Genomic DNA, 16,370 nt, shown 5'->3' with positions numbered 1-16,370 from the left:
AAGCCCTGAGGACGCCTCCGGACAGACAGCCCGGCAGGCCCCCGCCCCCACCCAGGGAGAGCCGCATGCCATCACGCACCCCCGCCACAACACGCGTCACCTCACGAACCTCCCGCACTCTCCTGACCGCCCTCGCCGCCCTCACCCTCCTCGCGGCGAGCCCGGCCCTCACGGGGCCGGCCACCGCCGCGCCCGAAGCCGTCCAGGCGGCCGCCGCGTGGGACACGGACCGCGCGGCCGCCGCCTACGCCGCGAACCCGGCGGCGGTCACCGCCTCCGGCAGCGAGAACGGCGCCACCGCCCCCGGCCTCGCCTTCGACGGCAACCCCGGAACCCGCTGGTCCAGCGACTTCGCCGACGACGCCTGGATCCGCCTCGACCTCGGCACGACCCTCCGCGTCGACCGCGTGACCCTCGACTGGGAGGCCGCCTACGGCAAGAGATACGTCCTGGAGATCTCGAAGAACGGCACCGACTGGACCCCCTTCTACACGGAGACCGCCGGCACCGGAGGAACGGTCACCGCACACACGTACCCCCAGGAGGTGACGGGCCGCTACATCCGCCTGCGCGGCCAGGAACGCGCCACCCCCTACGGCTACTCGCTCTACTCCTTCAAGGTCTACGGCGGCGAACCGGCCCCCGCGTCCACCACCCGCGCCAACCTGGCCCTGAACCACCCGGCCTACTCGAACTACTACCAACACGTGGGGAACTCACCGGCGTTCGTCACCGACGGCGGCTGGCCGGCGAACCTCAAGGACGACACCACCCGCTGGTCCAGTGACTGGAACAAGGACCGCTGGATCTCCGTCGACCTGGGCGCGGCGTCCACGATCGACACCGTGGACCTGTACTGGGAGGCGGCCTACGCCGTCGACTACGAACTCCAGGTCTCCGACGACAACCGCACCTGGCGCACGCTGTACCGGCCGACCGCGGCCGAGGTGGCCGCCCGCCGCGCCGACGTCAAGTCACCGGCGGAGGCCACGGGCCGCCACGACAACGTCAGGCTCCCGCAACCGGCCACCGGCCGCTACGTGCGCATGCTCGGCAAGGAGCGCCGCTCCTTCCACAACCCGGCCCCGTCGACCGCCCAGTTCGGCTACTCCCTCTACGAGTTCCAGGTCTGGGGCACCGGCGGCAGCGCCTCCGCCGCGTACCCGCCTCTCCCCGCCGACCAGGGAGGGACGTACCGGACGACGTTCTTCGACGACTTCACCGGCGCCTCCCTCGACCGCTCCAAGTGGCGTGTCGTACGCACCGGTACCGAGATGGGCTCGGTCAACGGCGAGGCACAGGCCTACGTCGACTCCGCCGACAACATCCGCACCGAGAACGGAAACCTGGTCCTGCGCGCCAAGCACTGCAAGGGCTGCACCCAGGCCGGCGGCGGGACGTACGACTTCACCTCGGGCCGCATCGACACCAACACCAAGTTCGACTTCACCTACGGCCGCGTCAGCGCCCGCATGAAACTCCCGGTCGGCGACGGCTTCTGGCCCGCCTTCTGGCTGCTCGGCAGCGACGTCGACGACCCGTCCGTCTCCTGGCCCGCCTCCGGCGAGACCGACATCATGGAGAACATCGGCTACGCCGACTGGACCAGCACCGCCCTGCACGGCCCCGGCTACTCCGCCGACGGCAGCATCGGCGCCCGCCAGACCTACCCGAACGGCGGCCGCGCCGACCAGTGGCACACCTACGCCGTCGAATGGACCCCGACGGGCATGCGCTTCTACGTCGACGACCGCCTGGTCCAGGAGACCACCCGCAACAAGCTCGAATCGACCCGCGGCCAGTGGGTCTACGACCACAACCAGTACGTCATCCTCAACCTCGCCCTCGGCGGCGCCTACCCGGCGGGCTGGAACAAGGTGACGAGCCCGTACTGGGGCCTGCCGCAGTCCAGCGTGGACCGCATAGCGGCCGGGGAAGTGCAGGCGGAGGTGGACTGGGTGAAGGTCGAGCAGAAGCGGTAGCGCGGGCCGACACTTCCTCTCGATGGCCGCTGCTGGCGTCCAGCGAAGAACGCCAAGCCGGTGCACCGGCCGACGCAACTACTGGACGCCGGCAGCGGTTGACCTCTGCTTCCTCTCGACCGCGCCGCCCGGTGAGTCGAGTGGCCGCAGCGTGTTCAAGCAGCCAGGGGACCCGAACGACCCGTTGTCCGGGTACAAGGAGGGCGGGATGAACGCCAAGGTGTACGAAACGTGAACGGCATCGACACGCGTCTCACATACGACAGCAGTCGCAATCCGCCGTTCACGGCCGTGACGTCGATGACCTGCAAGCCCTGGCCCCGCCGAGAAAGGCCCGCACCACATGTCCGCCGACCAGGCGTTCTGGGACGCCGCCGTGCGCCACCTGTACAGGGACGCGTTCGCTTCTATCGCCACCGGTCCGCGCCGCCACGAGGACTGGACACTCGATGTCCTCCTGCTGATGGCCCGAGCCGCGCCGGACCCCCGTGGCTGGGCCCGCGTCGACGACGCGGAGGCGGCCCCCCCGAGCGTGTGGGGAACCCCAGGTGGCCCTTCGCGGCCCACACTCCGGAGTACGTCGCGCCGCGCCTCGAGGAGATCGACCGGGACAGCGCCGAAAGCCTGCTCCTGGCCCTCACCGAGGGCGGCTGCACGCTGTCCAGCCTCCAGTACTTCGACGAGTCCCCGGACGAGCTGCGGGCGATGGCGCGCACGGTCCTCGCACGTTATGGAACCGACGCCACCTATCGCACCAACGTCACCAAGACCGGCAGCGCGCCCGGCACACTCGACTTCACGCTGGAGAGCCTGGGGTACAGCCCGATGAGCGTCTTCACGGAGGATTGCGGCCTCGTCGTGGTCTCGGACACCGAGGTCGGCCTGTTCTGGAACTTCAATGACCTGTGACTCGGCCCGCCTCCACGATCCGCCGCAGGAAGCGCCGTGTGCGCTCCTGCCGCGGGTCGCCGAAGACCTGCTCGGCGGTGCCGTGCTCCAGCACCACGCCCCCGTCCAGGAAGCAGACCTGGTCGGCGACCTCGCGGGCGAAGCCCATCTCGTGCGTCGCCAGCACCATGGTCATGCCGTCGCCCTTGAGGTCGCGCACGACGTCCAGCACCTCGCCGACCAGCTCCGGATCGAGGGCCGCGGTGATCTCGTCGAGCAGCAGCAGCCGGGGACGTACGGCGAGGGCGCGCGCGAGCGCCACCCGCTGTTGCTGGCCGCCGCTGAGCCGGTCCGGGTACTCGCCCGCTCTGCCCCCCAGCCCGAGCCGTTCCAGCGACTCCCGGGCCTGCTCCTCGGCTTGGCCGCGAGGGATGCGGTGCACCCGGCGCGGCGCGAGTGTGATGTTCTCCAGCACCGTCATGTGAGGGAACAAGTTGTACGCCTGGAAGACCACGCCGATCCGGCGCCGGACCGCGTTCTGGTCGACGCGCGGGTCGGTGATCTCCTCGCCGTCCAGCCAGATCGCCCCGTCGGTGACGTCCTCCAGGAGGCCGGCGCACCGCAGCAGTGTCGACTTGCCGGAGCCGGAGGCACCGATCAGCGCGGTCACCGTGTGCGGGGCGACCTCCAGGTCGACGTCCCGCAGGACGACCGAACCGCCGAAGGTCTTGCGGACGGACTCCATGCGCAGCACCGGCACATCGTCGCTCATGTCGTTCCTCCTTGCGCCCGACGGCGGTCCATCCGGGCCGTCACCCAGTCCGTGAAGCGGGTCATCGGAATGGTCAGGGCGACGAACACCAGCCCGGCCACGATGTACGGCGTGTAGTTGAGGCTGCGGCCCGCGATGATGTCGGCCGCGCGCACGGCGTCGACCGCGCCGCCGATCGACACCAGACCGGTGTCCTTCTGCAGGGACACCAGGTCGTTCAGCAGCGGCGGCACCTGGCGGCGTACCGCCTGCGGCAGTACCACGAATCGCAGCGCCTGCCGGTTGGTCAGGCCCAGGGAGCGGGCAGCGGCGCGCTGTGAGGGGTGCACCGACTCGATGCCGGCGCGGAACACCTCCGCCACGTACGCCGAGTACGTCAGCGTCAGCGCCGTGCCGCCGAGCAGCACCGGGTCGACGGTGACGCCCTGAAGGCGCAGCGCGGGGACGCCCAGGACCACGATCATCAGGTTGATGATCAGCGGAAGCCCGCGGAAGAAGTCCGTGTACGCCGCCGCCAGCACCCGCAGTGGGAAGAACACCGGGCCGCGCAGGGTGCGGGCCACCGCGATGAGCATGCCGAGGACCAGCACGGCGGCGCCGCACACCAGCAGGAGCCGCAGATTCAGCCAGAGCCCCTCCAGGACCTCGGGGAACGCCTCGCGCGCGTACTGGACGTCGAAGAAGGTCTCCTTGGTGCGCGGCCAGCCGGGCGCGTTGACGACGAGCAGGTAGAGGGCGGCTCCGGTGACCAGGGTGGAGAGGGCGGCGATCGCCGTGGCGCGGCGAGCGCGGGTACGCCGGTACCGCTCGCGCTCCAGCCGGCGCGGCGACGGGACGTACGGGCCCTCGACGGCACGCTTGTCGTGGTCTCCGTCGTTCGCGTCGTCCCGGCCGGGCTCGTCCTTGACGACGGTCACTTGAGCACCGGGGCGTCGACCGCGTCGGCCAGCCACAGCTGTTCGAGCTTCGCCAGGGTGCCGTCCTCGCGGAGCGCGTCGACAGCGTCCGTCACGCAGGCTGTGAGGGCGCTGCCCTTGTCCAGCGCAAGCCCGAACTGCTCCGCGGTGCCGCCCCGGTTCTCGAACTGGCCGATGATCTGCGCATCGGTCACCTCGGCGGCGGTGATGTAGAAGGCGGTCGGCAGGTCGACCACGATCGCGTCGACCTGGCCGTTCTTCAGCGCGGACTTGGCCTGGTCGTTCTTGCCGTAGACGGCGGCGTCCCGAGTCGGCTGCACGACGTCCTCGATGTAGGCGAGGCTGGTCGTACCGACCTGGGCGCCCAGCTTGAGGCCCTTGAGGTCCGCGACGCGGTCCGCCTTCGCGGCCTTGGAGTCCTTCAGCGCGATGACGGCCTGGCGCACGTCGTAGTAGCCGGACGAGAAGTCCACGGCCTTCTTGCGCTCGTCGCTGACGGAGACCTGGTTGATGTCGAAGTCGAAGGTCTTCTCACCCGGGGCGAACGCCTTGTTGAACGGCACGCTCTGCCAGACCACGGCGTCCTTGCCGTACCCCAGCCTCTTCGCCACGGCGTACGCGACGGCCGACTCGAAGCCCTTGCCGTTGGACGGGTCGTCGTCCTTGAACCACGGCTCGTAGGCGGGCTGGTCGGTGGCGATCGTCAGCTTGCCGGAAGTCTTCGTGGGGAGCTTGCCCGGGGTGCAGGAAGCGCCGGCCGAACCGGAGGGCTCGGCGGACGCGCCGTCCTCCGGCTGCGGGGCGCAGCCGACGGCGGTCGCGAGGAGGGCGACGGTGGCGCCGGCGAGGACGCGGCGCAGGACGCGAGGGGCGAGAGACATGGCGGGAGAGTGGCAGCGATCTCCCCGCTTTGTCGAGGGCGTTCCGTGATAATCCACATGATGGGAACGGGTGTTGCAGGTTCGTGAACGGGCGGGCAGGGGTCGGGACTGACGCCGGTGCGTGTGCACAGGATGGTGCTGTACGCGGGGAGTGGGGGACGCGCGTACGTGGTACGGGGCAGGCGGTGCCGAGGCCGCGGTGTGTGTTGCTCGCGCGCCCGCTCACCGAGTGCCCTGGGCCGTAGCCGCCGTGTCCGTACAGCAACTGGGTGATGGAGGGGCGGAGTTCCGGCCGGCCCGGCGCCTCACCCGGCGATCAGTTCGACGTCCTTCGCCACGTGCGAAGTCTCCCCAGCCGCCATCGTCCGGGACCGGGACGTCCGCCACAGCCACAGCACGTCCCGCCCGAACGACCACACCAGCAGGCCGAGTGCGAGCGCCACGACGCCCGCGTTGGCCACGTACGGCAGCAGTTCCGCGCCCGCGAGCAGCAGGAACACCCCCTGCACCGCCGCCACCGCCTTACGCGCCGTGCTCGGCGGCAGGGGTGCCGTCAGCCACGGCCACAGCCGCGCGGCGGCGACGAACGCGTACCGCATGCCGCCGATCAGCAGGACCCACGGGCCCAGGTCCGCCGAGACGTACACGCTCAGCACGAGGATGAGGAACGCGTCGACCTCCATGTCGAAGCGTGCTCCCAGCGCCGACGAGGTCCCGGTGCGCCGGGCGACCTTGCCGTCCACGCCGTCGAGGATCAGCGCCACCGCGGTGAGGGCGACGAACAGGGTGACCGGCGGTGAGCTGCGGAAGGAGTCGGCGACCAGGGCGGTCACCCCGCCGACCAGGGTGGCCCGGCCGAGGGTGACCCGGTTGGCGGGGCCGAAGGAGCTGAGCCGGGAGCGGTGTACGGCGCGGGAGAGGACGGCCCAGCTGGCGACGGCGAAGACGAGGCCGGTCAGCCAGCCCGCCGGCCCCATCCCGGTCGCCGACCCGAGCAGGGCCAGCAGCAGGATCTGCACGCCCGCGCCGAGCGCGGTCTCCTGCTGGACCAGTCGCGCACCGTATGTGTTGTTCAGGGCCACCGCGCATCCTCCGGCCGTAATGACAGAGTCGATCATCGCCGCGTACTGTGCGCGGCCTGTGCACATCTCGGTACGCGAACCACTGGCCGATCGTTCAGGAGGACCGCCGATGACACGAACCGCACATGCGTTCTGGCTCGCCTCCCCCGGGCAGGGGGAGATTCGCGAGGTGGAGCTGCCGGAGCCGGCCGAGGGCGACGTGGTGGTGCGCGCGCTGTGGTCGGGGGTGAGCCGCGGCACGGAGACGCTGGTGTTCCGCGGCGGGGTGCCGAGCAGTCAGCACGCGGCGATGCGGGCCCCGTTCCAGGAGGGCGACTTCCCGGCGCCGGTGAAGTACGGCTACCTCGGCGTCGGTGTCGTCGAGGAGGGTCCGGCGGAACTGGTGGGCCGTACCGTCTTCTGCCTGCATCCGCATCAGACCCGGTACGTCGTCCCCGCCTCCGCCGTCACCCCGGTCCCCGACGGCGTGCCGGCCGAACGGGCCGTGCTCGCGGGCACCGTGGAGACCGCCGTCAACGCGCTGTGGGACGCGCCGCCGCTGGTCGGCGACCGGATCGCGGTGGTCGGCGGCGGCATGGTCGGCTGTTCGGTGGCCGCGCTGCTGGCCCGTTTCCCCGGCGTGCGCGTCCAGCTGGTCGACTCCGATCCGGCCCGCGCCGAGACCGCGAAGGCCCTCGGCGTGGACTTCGCCGCGCCCGCCGACGCGCTCGGCGACCGGGACCTCGTCGTGCACGCCAGCGCCACCGAGCAGGGACTCGCCCGCTCGCTGGAACTCGTCGCCACCGAGGGCACCGTCCTCGAACTGAGCTGGTACGGCGACCGGAAGGTGAGCGTCCCGCTGGGCGAGGACTTCCACGCGCGGCGGATCGTGCTGCGCAGCAGCCAGGTCGGCACCGTCTCCCCGGCGCGCCGCGCCACCCGTACGTACGGCGACCGGCTCGCCCTCGCCCTCGAACTGCTCGCCGACCCGGCGCTCGACGCGCTCATCACGGGGGAGTGCGCGTTCGAGGACCTGCCGGACGTGCTGCCCCGGCTCGCCGACGGCCGGATCCCCGCGCTGTGCCACCGGGTGCGGTACCCGCGATAACCGCCGCTGAACACCGGAAGGCCGGCAGCCGTACTACCCGGCATCGATGCACCGCACCTGGAGGGTCGTTCCCTTGTTCAGTGTCACCGTCCGCGATCACATCATGATCGCCCACAGCTTCCGCGGGGAGGTCTTCGGACCCGCGCAGCGTCTGCACGGGGCCACGTTCCTCGTGGACGCCACGTTCCGGCGCGAACAGCTGGACGAGGACAACATCGTCGTCGACATCGGGCTGGCCACCCGGGAACTCGGTGCCGTCGTCGGCGAGCTCAACTACCGCAACCTCGACAACGAGCCCGACTTCGCCGGGACCAACACCTCCACGGAGTTCCTGGCGAAGGTCATCGCCGACCGGCTCGCCGAGCGCATCCACAAGGGCGCGCTCGGCGAGGGCGCCCGGGGCATCGCGGGCATCGCGGTCACGCTGCACGAGTCGCACATCGCCTGGGCGAGTTACGAGCGTGCCCTGTGACCGACGCGACCGTCGAACAGCGGGCGGCGGCGCTGCGCTACGTGCCCGCGCAGTCCGGCGCCCTGGCGAGCGCGGAGATCGTCCGGATGTCCCTGCGGACCGTGCACTTCGTCATGCCGGGCGGCGTCGACGACCCGGCCGTGCCGAGCGGCGGCAACGCCTACGACCGCCGGATGTGCCTGGACCTGCCCGGCTTCGGCTGGCAGGTCCAGCGGCATCTGGTGACGGGTACCTGGCCCCGGCCGGGCGCGGCGGACCGCGCCGAACTCGCCCGTACGCTGCGGCAGCTGCCGGACGGCGCGGTCGTCCTCCTCGACGGGCTGATCGCCTGCGGTGTCCCCGAGGTCGTCGTCCCCGAGGCGGAGCGGCTGCGGCCGGCCGTCCTCGTCCACCTGCCGCTCGGTGACGAGACGGGCCTGGCGCCGGAGGCGGCCGCCGAACTGGACGTCCTGGAGCGGGCGGTGCTGCGGGCGGTGCCCGCGGTGATCGCCACCAGCGACTGGGCGGTGCGCCGCCTGGTCTCCCACCACGGGCTGGCCCCCGACCGGGTCCACGTCGCCGCGCCGGGCGCCGACATCGCGCCCCTCGCGTCCGGCACGGACGGCGTGTCGCGGCTGCTGTGCGTGGCCGCGGTCACCCCGCGCAAGGGGCAGCACCGGCTGGTGGAGGCGCTGGCCGCGGTCGCCGAGCTGCCGTGGAGCTGTGTGTGCGTGGGCGGACTGACTCAGGACCCGGGCTACGTCGCCCGGCTGCGGTCCCTGATCGACGGGTACGGCCTGACGGGCCGCGTCCATCTCGCGGGACCGCAGTCCGGCGCCGCCCTCGACGCGAGCTACGCCGCCGCCGACCTGATGGTGCTCACGTCGTACGCCGAGACGTACGGCATGGCCGTCACCGAGGCGCTGGCGCGCGGCATCCCGGTGCTGGCCACGGACGTGGGCGGGCTCCCGGAGGCGGTGGGCCGCGCCCCGGACGGCGGGGTGCCCGGCATCCTCGTCCCGCCGGAGGACCCCGCGGCGCTCGCGGCCGAACTGCGCGGCTGGTTCGGCGAGGCGGACGTAAGGCGCCGGCTGAAGGCCGCGGCGCGGGGTCGCCGGGCGGCCCTGGACGGCTGGGCGACCACCGCCAAGTCCCTCGCCGGCGTGCTGAGCCGGCTCACCGACGTACCGCGGAGGGCGGCATGAGCGACACCGGGACGACGGCACAGCCGGCGGAACAGACGGTCGGCGGGATTCCGGCGCAGGTGAAGATGGCCGGGACGCAGGAGGTGATCCCCGGCGCCGGGCCCGCCGCCGCCCGCCCCGGCGAGCGTCCCACCGTACGGCTGCGGGAGGGCGGCGGCGCGGACGAGGAGCCGCCGCGTTACGCGCCCGAGTGGCTGGAGCTGCGGGAGGGCGCCGACGCGGCGGCGCGGGCGGGCGAGCTGCTGGACCCGCTGCGGATCCGGCTGGCGAACCTGCCCGGCCGGGCCGGCGGCCTCGTCGTGCACGACGTGGGCTGCGGCACCGGGTCGATGGGACGCTGGCTCGCGCCCCGGCTCGACGGCGCCCAGCACTGGGTGCTGCACGACCGCGACCCGTATCTGCTGCACTTCGCGGCCGTGGCCTCGCCGCGCTCCGCCGCAGACGGCAGCCGGGTCACGGTCGAGACCCGGCGCGGCGACGTCGCCCGGCTCACTCCCGAGGCGCTCGCCGGGGCGTCCCTGGTGACGGCGTCCGCGCTGCTGGACGTGCTGACCCGGGAGGAGGTGGACGCGCTGGCCGCGGCGTGCGCGGGCGCCGGGTGTCCCGCGCTGCTGACGCTGTCCGTGGCCGGCCGTGTCGACCTCACTCCGGGGGACCCGCTGGACGCGGAGATCGTGGAGGCGTTCAACGCCCACCAGCGGCGCACCGGGCTGCTCGGCCCGGACGCGGTGACCGTGGCCTGCGAGGCGTTCGACGCGCGCGGCGCGACGGTACGGGTGCGGCCCAGCCCGTGGCGGCTCGGTCCCGGCGACGCGGCACTGACCGCGCAGTGGCTGCGCGGCTGGGTGGGCGCCGCCGTGGAGCAGCGGCCCGAGCTGAAGGACCGGGCCGGGAAGTACCTGGCGGCGCGTCTGGCGGCCTGCGCCGCGGGGGAGTTGCGGGTGACCGTCCACCACAGCGATCTGCTGGCGCTGGCCCGCCCGACCGGCGGCGTGTCGTGAAGCCGTCCCGCGCGCTGCGCGCCCACCTCGGCACCGTCGTCGGGACCGTCGTCCTGGCCGTCGTCGTCTGGCGTCTGGGCACGGGGGTCTTCGTGGACGGGCTGCGGCGGATCGACGGGCCCGCGCTGCTCGCGGCGGTCGGCATCGGCGTCGTCACGACCGCCCTCAGCGCGTGGCGCTGGCAGCTGGTCGCCCGCGGGCTGGGGATCCGGCTGCCGTACGGCCCGGCCGTGGCCGACTACTACCGGGCGCTGTTCCTGAACGCGGCCCTGCCCGGCGGGGTGCTGGGCGACGTGCACCGGGCGGTGCGGCACGGGCACAGCTCCGGGGACCTCGGCCGCGGGGTGCGGGCGGTGGTCCTGGAACGGGCCGCGGGACAGGTGGTGCTGGCGGTGGCGGGCGCGGGGGTCCTGCTGACGGTGGCGTCCCCGGTCCGGTCGGAAGTCCGGCAGTTCGCCCTGCCGGCGGCGGTGGCCGCGCTGGGCGCGGTCGCGGTCGTCCTCGCCCTGCGGATGAACCGGGGCGCCGGCGCCCGGCGCCGGCGGGCGCTGGTGGCGGAGGTGCGTGCGGCGCTGCTGTCGCGCCGCAACGGGCCGGGCGTGGCGCTCGCGTCGGTCGCCGTCCTGGCCGGGCATGTTGCGATGTTTCTGCTCGCCGCGCGGATCACCGGCAGTGACGCGTCAGCGATGGTGCTGCTGCCGCTCGCGGTCCTCGCCCTGCTCGCCATGAGCCTGCCGCTCAACGTGGGCGGCTGGGGCCCGCGGGAGGGCGTCACCGCCTGGGCGTTCGGCGCCGCCGGCCTGGGCGCGGGCGACGGCCTCGCGGTCGCCGTGGTCTACGGCGTGCTGGGCTTCGCGGCGAGCCTGCCGGGCGTCCTCGTGCCGGTCGCCCGCTGGCTCGCGTCGCTGCGGGCCGCCGGTGCGACGGGCGCCGCCCGGACCGCCGTACCGGAGCCCGCCGCCGAAGGCCGCTACGCCCGGCTGCCGCCGTCGGAGGTGAGCAACTCGAAGTACGCGGTGAAGGAATCCACCAGACTCGCCAGCAGTTCCTTCCCCTTTTCCGCGGTGCCGAGGGAAGGCCGCCCGATGACTCCCGAATCGGTGTAGGCGGACATTCCGGTGGTGAGCAGATGACGCCGGTCGTCGGCTATGAAATCGGCGGTCCCATAACCGGGCCGGACGGATTCCGGATGGGCGTGCAGAAGGATGGAGGTCTCGATCTCGCCCGCGTGCATGTCGGTGAGCAGAGAGGTCGACACCCCGGCCCGCTCCCGCGCCGTCTCCCAGTCCTCCGGGGCCGGGAACAGTGCCATCCGCTCGCCGCGCGCGGAGGCTTCCTGGACGACGTTGCCGAGGACGTAATTGCCGCCGTGCCCGTTGACCAGGACCAGGGCGTCGACGCCCGAGCGGCGCAGCGAGTCCGCTATGTCGCGGACCACCGCGTGCAGGGTCGCCGCGGAGATGCTGACGGTCCCGGGCCAGGCCGCGTGCTCGTGGGAGCAGGAGATCGTGACCGGGGGAAGGAGGTGCACCGGGTGGGCGGCGGCGATGTCGCGGGCGACGGCGCAGGCGACGAGCGTGTCGGTGGCCAGCGGGAGATACGGGCCGTGCTGCTCGAAGCTGCCGACCGGAAGGACGGCGACCTGCCCGCTGACACCCGCCCCGCGTGCCCGTACGTCGTCGGTGGTGTCCTGCGGCAGCGGACCGTACGCCGGTCCCGGTCCTTGTGCCCGTATTCCCGAACCGCTCATCTTTTCCCGGCCTTTCGTCTGATGGTGAGGAAGTCGAAGATGTTGAGGAACCAGATCATGACAGAGAAAATCGGCGTGCTCGGCAAGAAGACCCCACAACGCACCGGTGTGGAACGCGTGGTGAATGCGCCATTGCCCACCGTGTACGGGAAATTCCAGGCGGTCGGCTATCTCGACCACGAGCGCGGTGACGAGCACGTCGCCCTCGTGTACGGCGATCCCGGCGCCGACGGCGTCCTCACCCGGCTGCACTCGGAGTGCCTGACCGGCGACGCGTTCGGCTCGCAGCACTGCGAGTGCGGTGACCAGCTGGCGTCGGCGCTGCGGGCGGTGGTCGCGGAGGGCGCCGGTGTCGTCGTCTACCTCAGAGGGCACGAGGGCCGCGGCATCGGGCTGCTGGGCAAGCTGCGGGCGATGGCGTTGCAGGCCGAGGGCCTGGACACGGTGGAGGCGAACGTCGCGCTCGGGCTGCCGGTGGACGCCCGCGACTACGGTGCCGCCGCCGGCGTGCTGAGGGACCTGGGGGTGCGTTCGGTGCGGCTGATGTCCAACAACCCGCGCAAGCGGGAGGCGTTGCTGCTGCACGGGATACAGGTCGCCGAGCAGGTGCCGCTGCTCATCCCGCCGTGCGAGAACAACATCACCTATCTGCGGACGAAGCGGGAGCGGCTGGACCACCACCTGCCCCATCTGGACGCGGTGGCGCACCTGTCTCGATGACGGGTGTGGGGGAGGGGGGGCCGATACCGGCGGTCCGTGACGGCCGGCCGCTCCCGGGCGGGGACCGGCGAACTCGCCCGTGACGGCGTCGTGTTCACCTACCGCGGTGACGACTGAGACACCGGCGTCACCGCCTCGTGCACCAGCCGCTTCAGGTCCGGGTAGACGGTGTGCGAGCGGCGCGGCCGCAGCTGCGTCATGAACTGCACGGTCAGGTCCCGGCTCGGGTCGACCCAGAACGTGGTGGTCGCCACCCCGCTCCAGCCGAACGTACCGAGCCCCGAGGGCGACCGGGTGCGGGACGGGTCGATCACCACCGACACGCCGAGCCCGAACCCGACGCCGTCGTTGCCGGGCTCGTCGTGGGCGGGGCGGCTGCCGAACGAGCGCAGATCGGCGCCGCCCGGCAGCTGGTTGCTGGTCATCAGGTCGACGGTCTCCGGCGTCAGCAGCCGTACCCCGTCCAGTTCGCCGCGGCGGCGCAGCAGCTCCATGAACCGGTGGATATCGTATGCGGTCGCCACCATACCGCCGCTGCCCGACAGGAAACGCGGCCGGCCGCGCAGCGGCAGCCCGGGGATCGGCTGGATCCCGTCGCCGTCCTCCTTCTCGCCGTACAGCTCGGCGAGCCGCCCCGCCTGTTCGTCGCTCACCTGGAATCCGGCGTCCGGCATGCCCAGCGGCCGGAAGACCCGCTCGGCGAGGAACACGTCCAGGGGCTGTCCCGACACCACCTCGACGATCCGGCCGAGCACGTTGCTGGCCACCGAGTAGTTCCACTGCGTGCCCGGCTCGAACTGCAGCGGCATCCGCGCGTACACCCCGACCGTGCCCGCCAGGTCCTTGCCCGGCGCCACCGACGAGTCCAGGCCCGCCTCGCGGTAGAGGGCGTCCACCGGATGCGAGTGGTAGAAGGCGAACGTCAGGCCCGCGGTGTGGGTCATCAGATGCCGGACCCGTATCGGCCCGGCGGCCGGGCGGGTACGGACGTCCGCGCCCGAGCCGCCGGCGTAGACGCGGGCGTCGGCGAACTCCGGCAGATGCCGGGCGACCGGGTCGTCCAGCGCGAGCCGCCCCTCCTCCACCAGCAGCAGCGCGGCCACCGAGGTGACCGGCTTCGTCATGGAGTAGATCCGCCACAGCGTGTCCGGCTCCACCGGGAGCCCCGCGGCGATGTCGCGGTGCCCGTAGGCGGTGAGGTGGGCGACCCGGCCGCCGCGCGCGACCGCCACCAGGAAGCCGGGCAGCCGTCCCGCGTCGACCTCACGGGCGAAATGCCGGTCCAGCCGCCCGAGCGCCCCCGCGTCCAGCCCCGCCTCGTCCGGTTCGACCTCTTGTCGCAGCAGTGCCATCGCCGTCCTCCGATCGCGTTCACCGAGGTGCGATCGGGCATACCCCGTGGGAGCGCCCTCAGACCTCATGGTCGCGCAGGTGACCGGGTACGGGGGAGCCGGCGCCCCGAACGCCGTGTGCCCCCGGCCCGTACGTCGACGTGCCCGGCTGATGGTCTACGTCTCGACTCACCCGGTCGGTGCGTCGTGCAACCCTGCCCGGGTCTCGGCTCCCTCAACCGGTACGTCGCCGCGCCTCGCCCCGACCCCGGCCCCGCCTCCGGCGCCCTGGCTCCCCGGTTCGCCATCCGCCCCGCCCGCCGCAGGCGTGTGCGTCCGCGTCCGCCCCGGCAGCGCGCCCCCGATCGCCGCGCCCGCCGCCGCGAGGGCGGCGAAGGCCGTCAGCGGGGTGTGCAGACCACCGGCGGTCACGAGCAGGGTCGCCGCGGCGACGCCGAGTGCCGGTCCGACGTTCAGGGCGGTCTGCTGGAGCCCGCCCGCCACCCCGGCCGACTCGGCGGGGGCATGCCGTACGACGACGTGGGTGGCCGCCACCATCACCGTGCCGAACCCCGCGCCGACCAGCGCGAAACCGGTGCACAGCGCGAGCGTGCCGGACGCGGTGGACAGCAGCAGGGCTCCGGCGGCGAGCACCAGCGTGGCGGTGACGGTGGCCCGCCGGGCGCCCGTGCGCCGCAGCAGGACCGGGCTGACGGCCGCGGCGGCGATCATCAGCACGGCCAGGGGCAGGCTGCGCAGGGCGCTCTGGAACGGGTCGAGGCCGAGCGGGCCCTGGAGGAGGTACACGCAGACGAACAGCGTGCCGTGCAGCGCGGCCGAGGCGGTCACCAGCACGCCGAGCGCCGATCCGACGGCCGCCGACCGTACGACGTCCGCGGGCACCAGCGGGTGCGGGGCGCGCCGCTCGTGCCGTACGAACGCCGCACCGGCGACCGCCGCCACCGCGAGGGCCGCTCCCGCCGAGGCGGTGCCGCCGCTGTCCGCCACGCCGGCGAGGCCGTGCACCAGGGCGGCGAGGGCGAGCGCGAGCAGCAGCGCGCCGGGCAGGTCCAGCCGTACGGCGGCCCTCGGCGGCTCGGGCGTCCGCGTGGTCAGGGCGAGCAGACCGAAGGCGAGCGCCGGTACGACGTGCAGGAAGAACACCGCCCGCCAGCCCAGCTCCGTCACCAGTGCCCCGCCCAGGACCGGCCCCGCTGCCGCCGCCACCCCGATCGCGGCGGTCCGAACGGCGAGAGGCGTACGCAGCCCGTCGGGCGGGTAGGCGGCGCGTAGCATGCCGAGCGTGGCGGGTTGCAGCAGCGCCCCGCACACCCCCTGGGCGATCCGCAGCCCGATGACCCAGCCGATCCCGGGGGCCAGTCCGATTCCGGCCGAGACGACGCCGAAGCCCAGCATGCCGACGCCGAACAGCCGCCGGTGCCCGTACCGGTCGCCGAGCCGCCCCGCGAACACCAGCAGCGCCGCCACCGCGACGAGATACCCGGTGGTGGTCCACTGCACCTGCGCGAAGGAGGCGTCGAGGTCCCGCTGGAGGGTGGGCTGCGCGACGGTCAGGAGGGTGCCGTCGAGGGCGACGACGACCGCCCCGGCCACACTGCTCGCCAGGGTGAGCGCGCGGTTCACCGGTCGCTCCCGGGACCGAGGTGGGCGTCCAGCGCGGTGTGCAGCAGTGATCCGAAGTCGTCCGCGCCGACGGCGAGTTGCAGGCTGCCCCAGCCCCACAGCTGGGCGATGCCGTGCAGGTTCGCCCACAGCGCGCCCGCGACGGCCCGGGCGTCGGCGCCGGGACACGCCCGGCCGACCAGCTCCACCAGCAGGCCGAAGAGGGGAAGGCTGGTGTCCCTCAGCCGCAAGTGGCCGCTGGCCAGCAGATCGTGACGGAACATCAGCTCGTACATGCCGCGGTTGCCCAGCGCGAACTCCAGGTAGACGCGGCTCAGTGCCGCCACCTGTGCGCGCGGGTCCGCCGCACCGTCGCCGAGCGCTTCCCGGGCCCGTTCGCCGAGCGCGTCGAAGCCGCGGCGGGCGATGGCCGACAGCAGTTCCAGATGGGTGGGGAAGTGGCGACGCGGCGCCCCGTGCGAGACACCGGCCCGGCGGGCGATCTCCCGCAGGGTCAGTGCCTGGGCGCCCTCGCGGGTCACCAGGTCCACGCCGGCGTCGACCAGTCGTGCGCGCAGATTCGGCTCGGCTTCACTCATAGACAGTGTCTACCAGCTCTGTGTAGACACTGTCTACTCGTGGGTCCCTCGTATTCGCTCGCGGGAATGCGAGGCCGGGTC

Annotated in this window: 15 protein-coding genes and 1 pseudogene; 8 read left to right on the top strand and 8 right to left on the bottom strand. The window is 73.1% G+C overall.

The window, feature by feature from the left end; translation table 11 throughout:
* Nucleotides 1-65: 65 nt before the first annotated feature.
* Nucleotides 66-1,982, top strand: a complete 1,917-nt coding sequence (locus tag ACSU6L_RS05980) for a discoidin domain-containing protein (protein WP_437054263.1) — start codon at nt 66-68, stop codon at nt 1,980-1,982.
* A 534-nt stretch (nt 1,983-2,516) separates the two neighbouring features.
* Nucleotides 2,517-2,891, top strand: coding sequence for a hypothetical protein (locus ACSU6L_RS05975; RefSeq protein ID WP_437054261.1), 375 nt, complete (start codon nt 2,517-2,519; stop codon nt 2,889-2,891).
* Here ACSU6L_RS05975 and ACSU6L_RS05970 read toward each other — a convergent pair.
* The 4 genes from ACSU6L_RS05970 to ACSU6L_RS05955 form a co-directional block, all read right to left on the bottom strand.
* Nucleotides 2,878-3,642 carry an amino acid ABC transporter ATP-binding protein gene (locus ACSU6L_RS05970; RefSeq protein ID WP_437054259.1) on the bottom strand — a complete coding sequence of 255 codons (765 nt, stop codon included), beginning with the start codon at nt 3,640-3,642 and terminating at the stop codon, nt 2,878-2,880. The two genes, ACSU6L_RS05975 and ACSU6L_RS05970, sit on opposite strands and share 14 nt — an antisense overlap.
* A complete protein-coding gene (locus ACSU6L_RS05965) occupies nt 3,639-4,559 on the bottom strand; it encodes an amino acid ABC transporter permease (RefSeq protein ID WP_437054257.1) in 921 nt (306 codons plus the stop codon). The genes ACSU6L_RS05970 and ACSU6L_RS05965 overlap by 4 nt, the downstream gene beginning before the upstream one ends.
* Nucleotides 4,556-5,440: an ABC transporter substrate-binding protein gene (locus ACSU6L_RS05960; RefSeq protein ID WP_437054255.1), complete on the bottom strand. Its 885-nt coding sequence runs from the start codon at nt 5,438-5,440 to the stop codon at nt 4,556-4,558. The genes ACSU6L_RS05965 and ACSU6L_RS05960 overlap by 4 nt, the downstream gene beginning before the upstream one ends.
* A gap of 305 nt (nt 5,441-5,745) precedes the next feature.
* Nucleotides 5,746-6,522 carry a CDP-alcohol phosphatidyltransferase family protein gene (locus ACSU6L_RS05955; protein WP_437054253.1) on the bottom strand — a complete coding sequence of 259 codons (777 nt, stop codon included), beginning with the start codon at nt 6,520-6,522 and terminating at the stop codon, nt 5,746-5,748.
* A gap of 109 nt (nt 6,523-6,631) precedes the next feature.
* Between ACSU6L_RS05955 and ACSU6L_RS05950 the strand changes: the two genes are divergently transcribed.
* The 5 genes and pseudogenes from ACSU6L_RS05950 to ACSU6L_RS05930 form a co-directional block, all read left to right on the top strand.
* The gene (locus ACSU6L_RS05950; RefSeq protein ID WP_437054251.1) at nt 6,632-7,609 is read left to right on the top strand and encodes a zinc-dependent alcohol dehydrogenase; all 978 of its coding nucleotides are present in this window, start codon (nt 6,632-6,634) and stop codon (nt 7,607-7,609) included.
* Nucleotides 7,610-7,682: 73 nt separating this feature from the next.
* Nucleotides 7,683-8,081 carry a 6-pyruvoyl trahydropterin synthase family protein gene (locus ACSU6L_RS05945; protein ID WP_437054249.1) on the top strand — a complete coding sequence of 133 codons (399 nt, stop codon included), beginning with the start codon at nt 7,683-7,685 and terminating at the stop codon, nt 8,079-8,081.
* Nucleotides 8,078-9,265 (top strand): glycosyltransferase family 4 protein, encoded by a 1,188-nt coding sequence (locus ACSU6L_RS05940; protein ID WP_437054247.1) that lies wholly within the window; start codon nt 8,078-8,080, stop codon nt 9,263-9,265. Before ACSU6L_RS05945 ends, ACSU6L_RS05940 begins: the two co-directional genes overlap by 4 nt.
* A gap of 65 nt (nt 9,266-9,330) precedes the next feature.
* Nucleotides 9,331-10,266, top strand: coding sequence for a class I SAM-dependent methyltransferase (locus tag ACSU6L_RS05935; RefSeq protein ID WP_437064780.1), 936 nt, complete (start codon nt 9,331-9,333; stop codon nt 10,264-10,266).
* Nucleotides 10,263-11,069 (top strand): annotated as a pseudogene (locus ACSU6L_RS05930) (lysylphosphatidylglycerol synthase transmembrane domain-containing protein); the annotation flags it as partial. The gene ACSU6L_RS05935 and the pseudogene ACSU6L_RS05930, both read left to right, overlap by 4 nt.
* Before the next feature lie 167 nt (nt 11,070-11,236).
* On the opposite strand, the gene ACSU6L_RS05925 reads toward ACSU6L_RS05930, so the two are convergent.
* Nucleotides 11,237-12,016, bottom strand: a complete 780-nt coding sequence (locus ACSU6L_RS05925; protein ID WP_437054245.1) for a creatininase family protein — start codon at nt 12,014-12,016, stop codon at nt 11,237-11,239.
* Nucleotides 12,017-12,073: 57 nt separating this feature from the next.
* Between ACSU6L_RS05925 and ribA the strand changes: the two genes are divergently transcribed.
* Nucleotides 12,074-12,736: a GTP cyclohydrolase II gene (gene ribA / locus ACSU6L_RS05920; protein WP_437054243.1), complete on the top strand. Its 663-nt coding sequence runs from the start codon at nt 12,074-12,076 to the stop codon at nt 12,734-12,736.
* Nucleotides 12,737-12,834: 98 nt separating this feature from the next.
* On the opposite strand, the gene ACSU6L_RS05915 is transcribed toward ribA, so the two are convergent.
* The 3 genes from ACSU6L_RS05915 to ACSU6L_RS05905 all read right to left on the bottom strand — a co-directional run bounded on the left by ACSU6L_RS05915 (nt 12,835) and on the right by ACSU6L_RS05905 (nt 16,289).
* The gene (locus ACSU6L_RS05915) at nt 12,835-14,088 is read right to left on the bottom strand and encodes a serine hydrolase domain-containing protein (RefSeq protein WP_437054241.1); all 1,254 of its coding nucleotides are present in this window, start codon (nt 14,086-14,088) and stop codon (nt 12,835-12,837) included.
* Nucleotides 14,089-14,256: 168 nt separating this feature from the next.
* Nucleotides 14,257-15,711 carry an MFS transporter gene (locus ACSU6L_RS05910; RefSeq protein ID WP_437054239.1) on the bottom strand — a complete coding sequence of 485 codons (1,455 nt, stop codon included), beginning with the start codon at nt 15,709-15,711 and terminating at the stop codon, nt 14,257-14,259.
* Nucleotides 15,708-16,289: a TetR/AcrR family transcriptional regulator gene (locus ACSU6L_RS05905; protein WP_437054237.1), complete on the bottom strand. Its 582-nt coding sequence runs from the start codon at nt 16,287-16,289 to the stop codon at nt 15,708-15,710. The genes ACSU6L_RS05910 and ACSU6L_RS05905 overlap by 4 nt, the downstream gene beginning before the upstream one ends.
* Nucleotides 16,290-16,370 lie beyond the last annotated feature (81 nt).

The organism is Streptomyces sp. enrichment culture, from assembly GCF_964272855.1.
Lineage (GTDB): Bacteria > Actinomycetota > Actinomycetes > Streptomycetales > Streptomycetaceae > Streptomyces.
The sequence above is the reverse complement of the archived record's forward strand: the minus strand, read 5'-3'. Positions and strand labels throughout refer to the sequence as shown.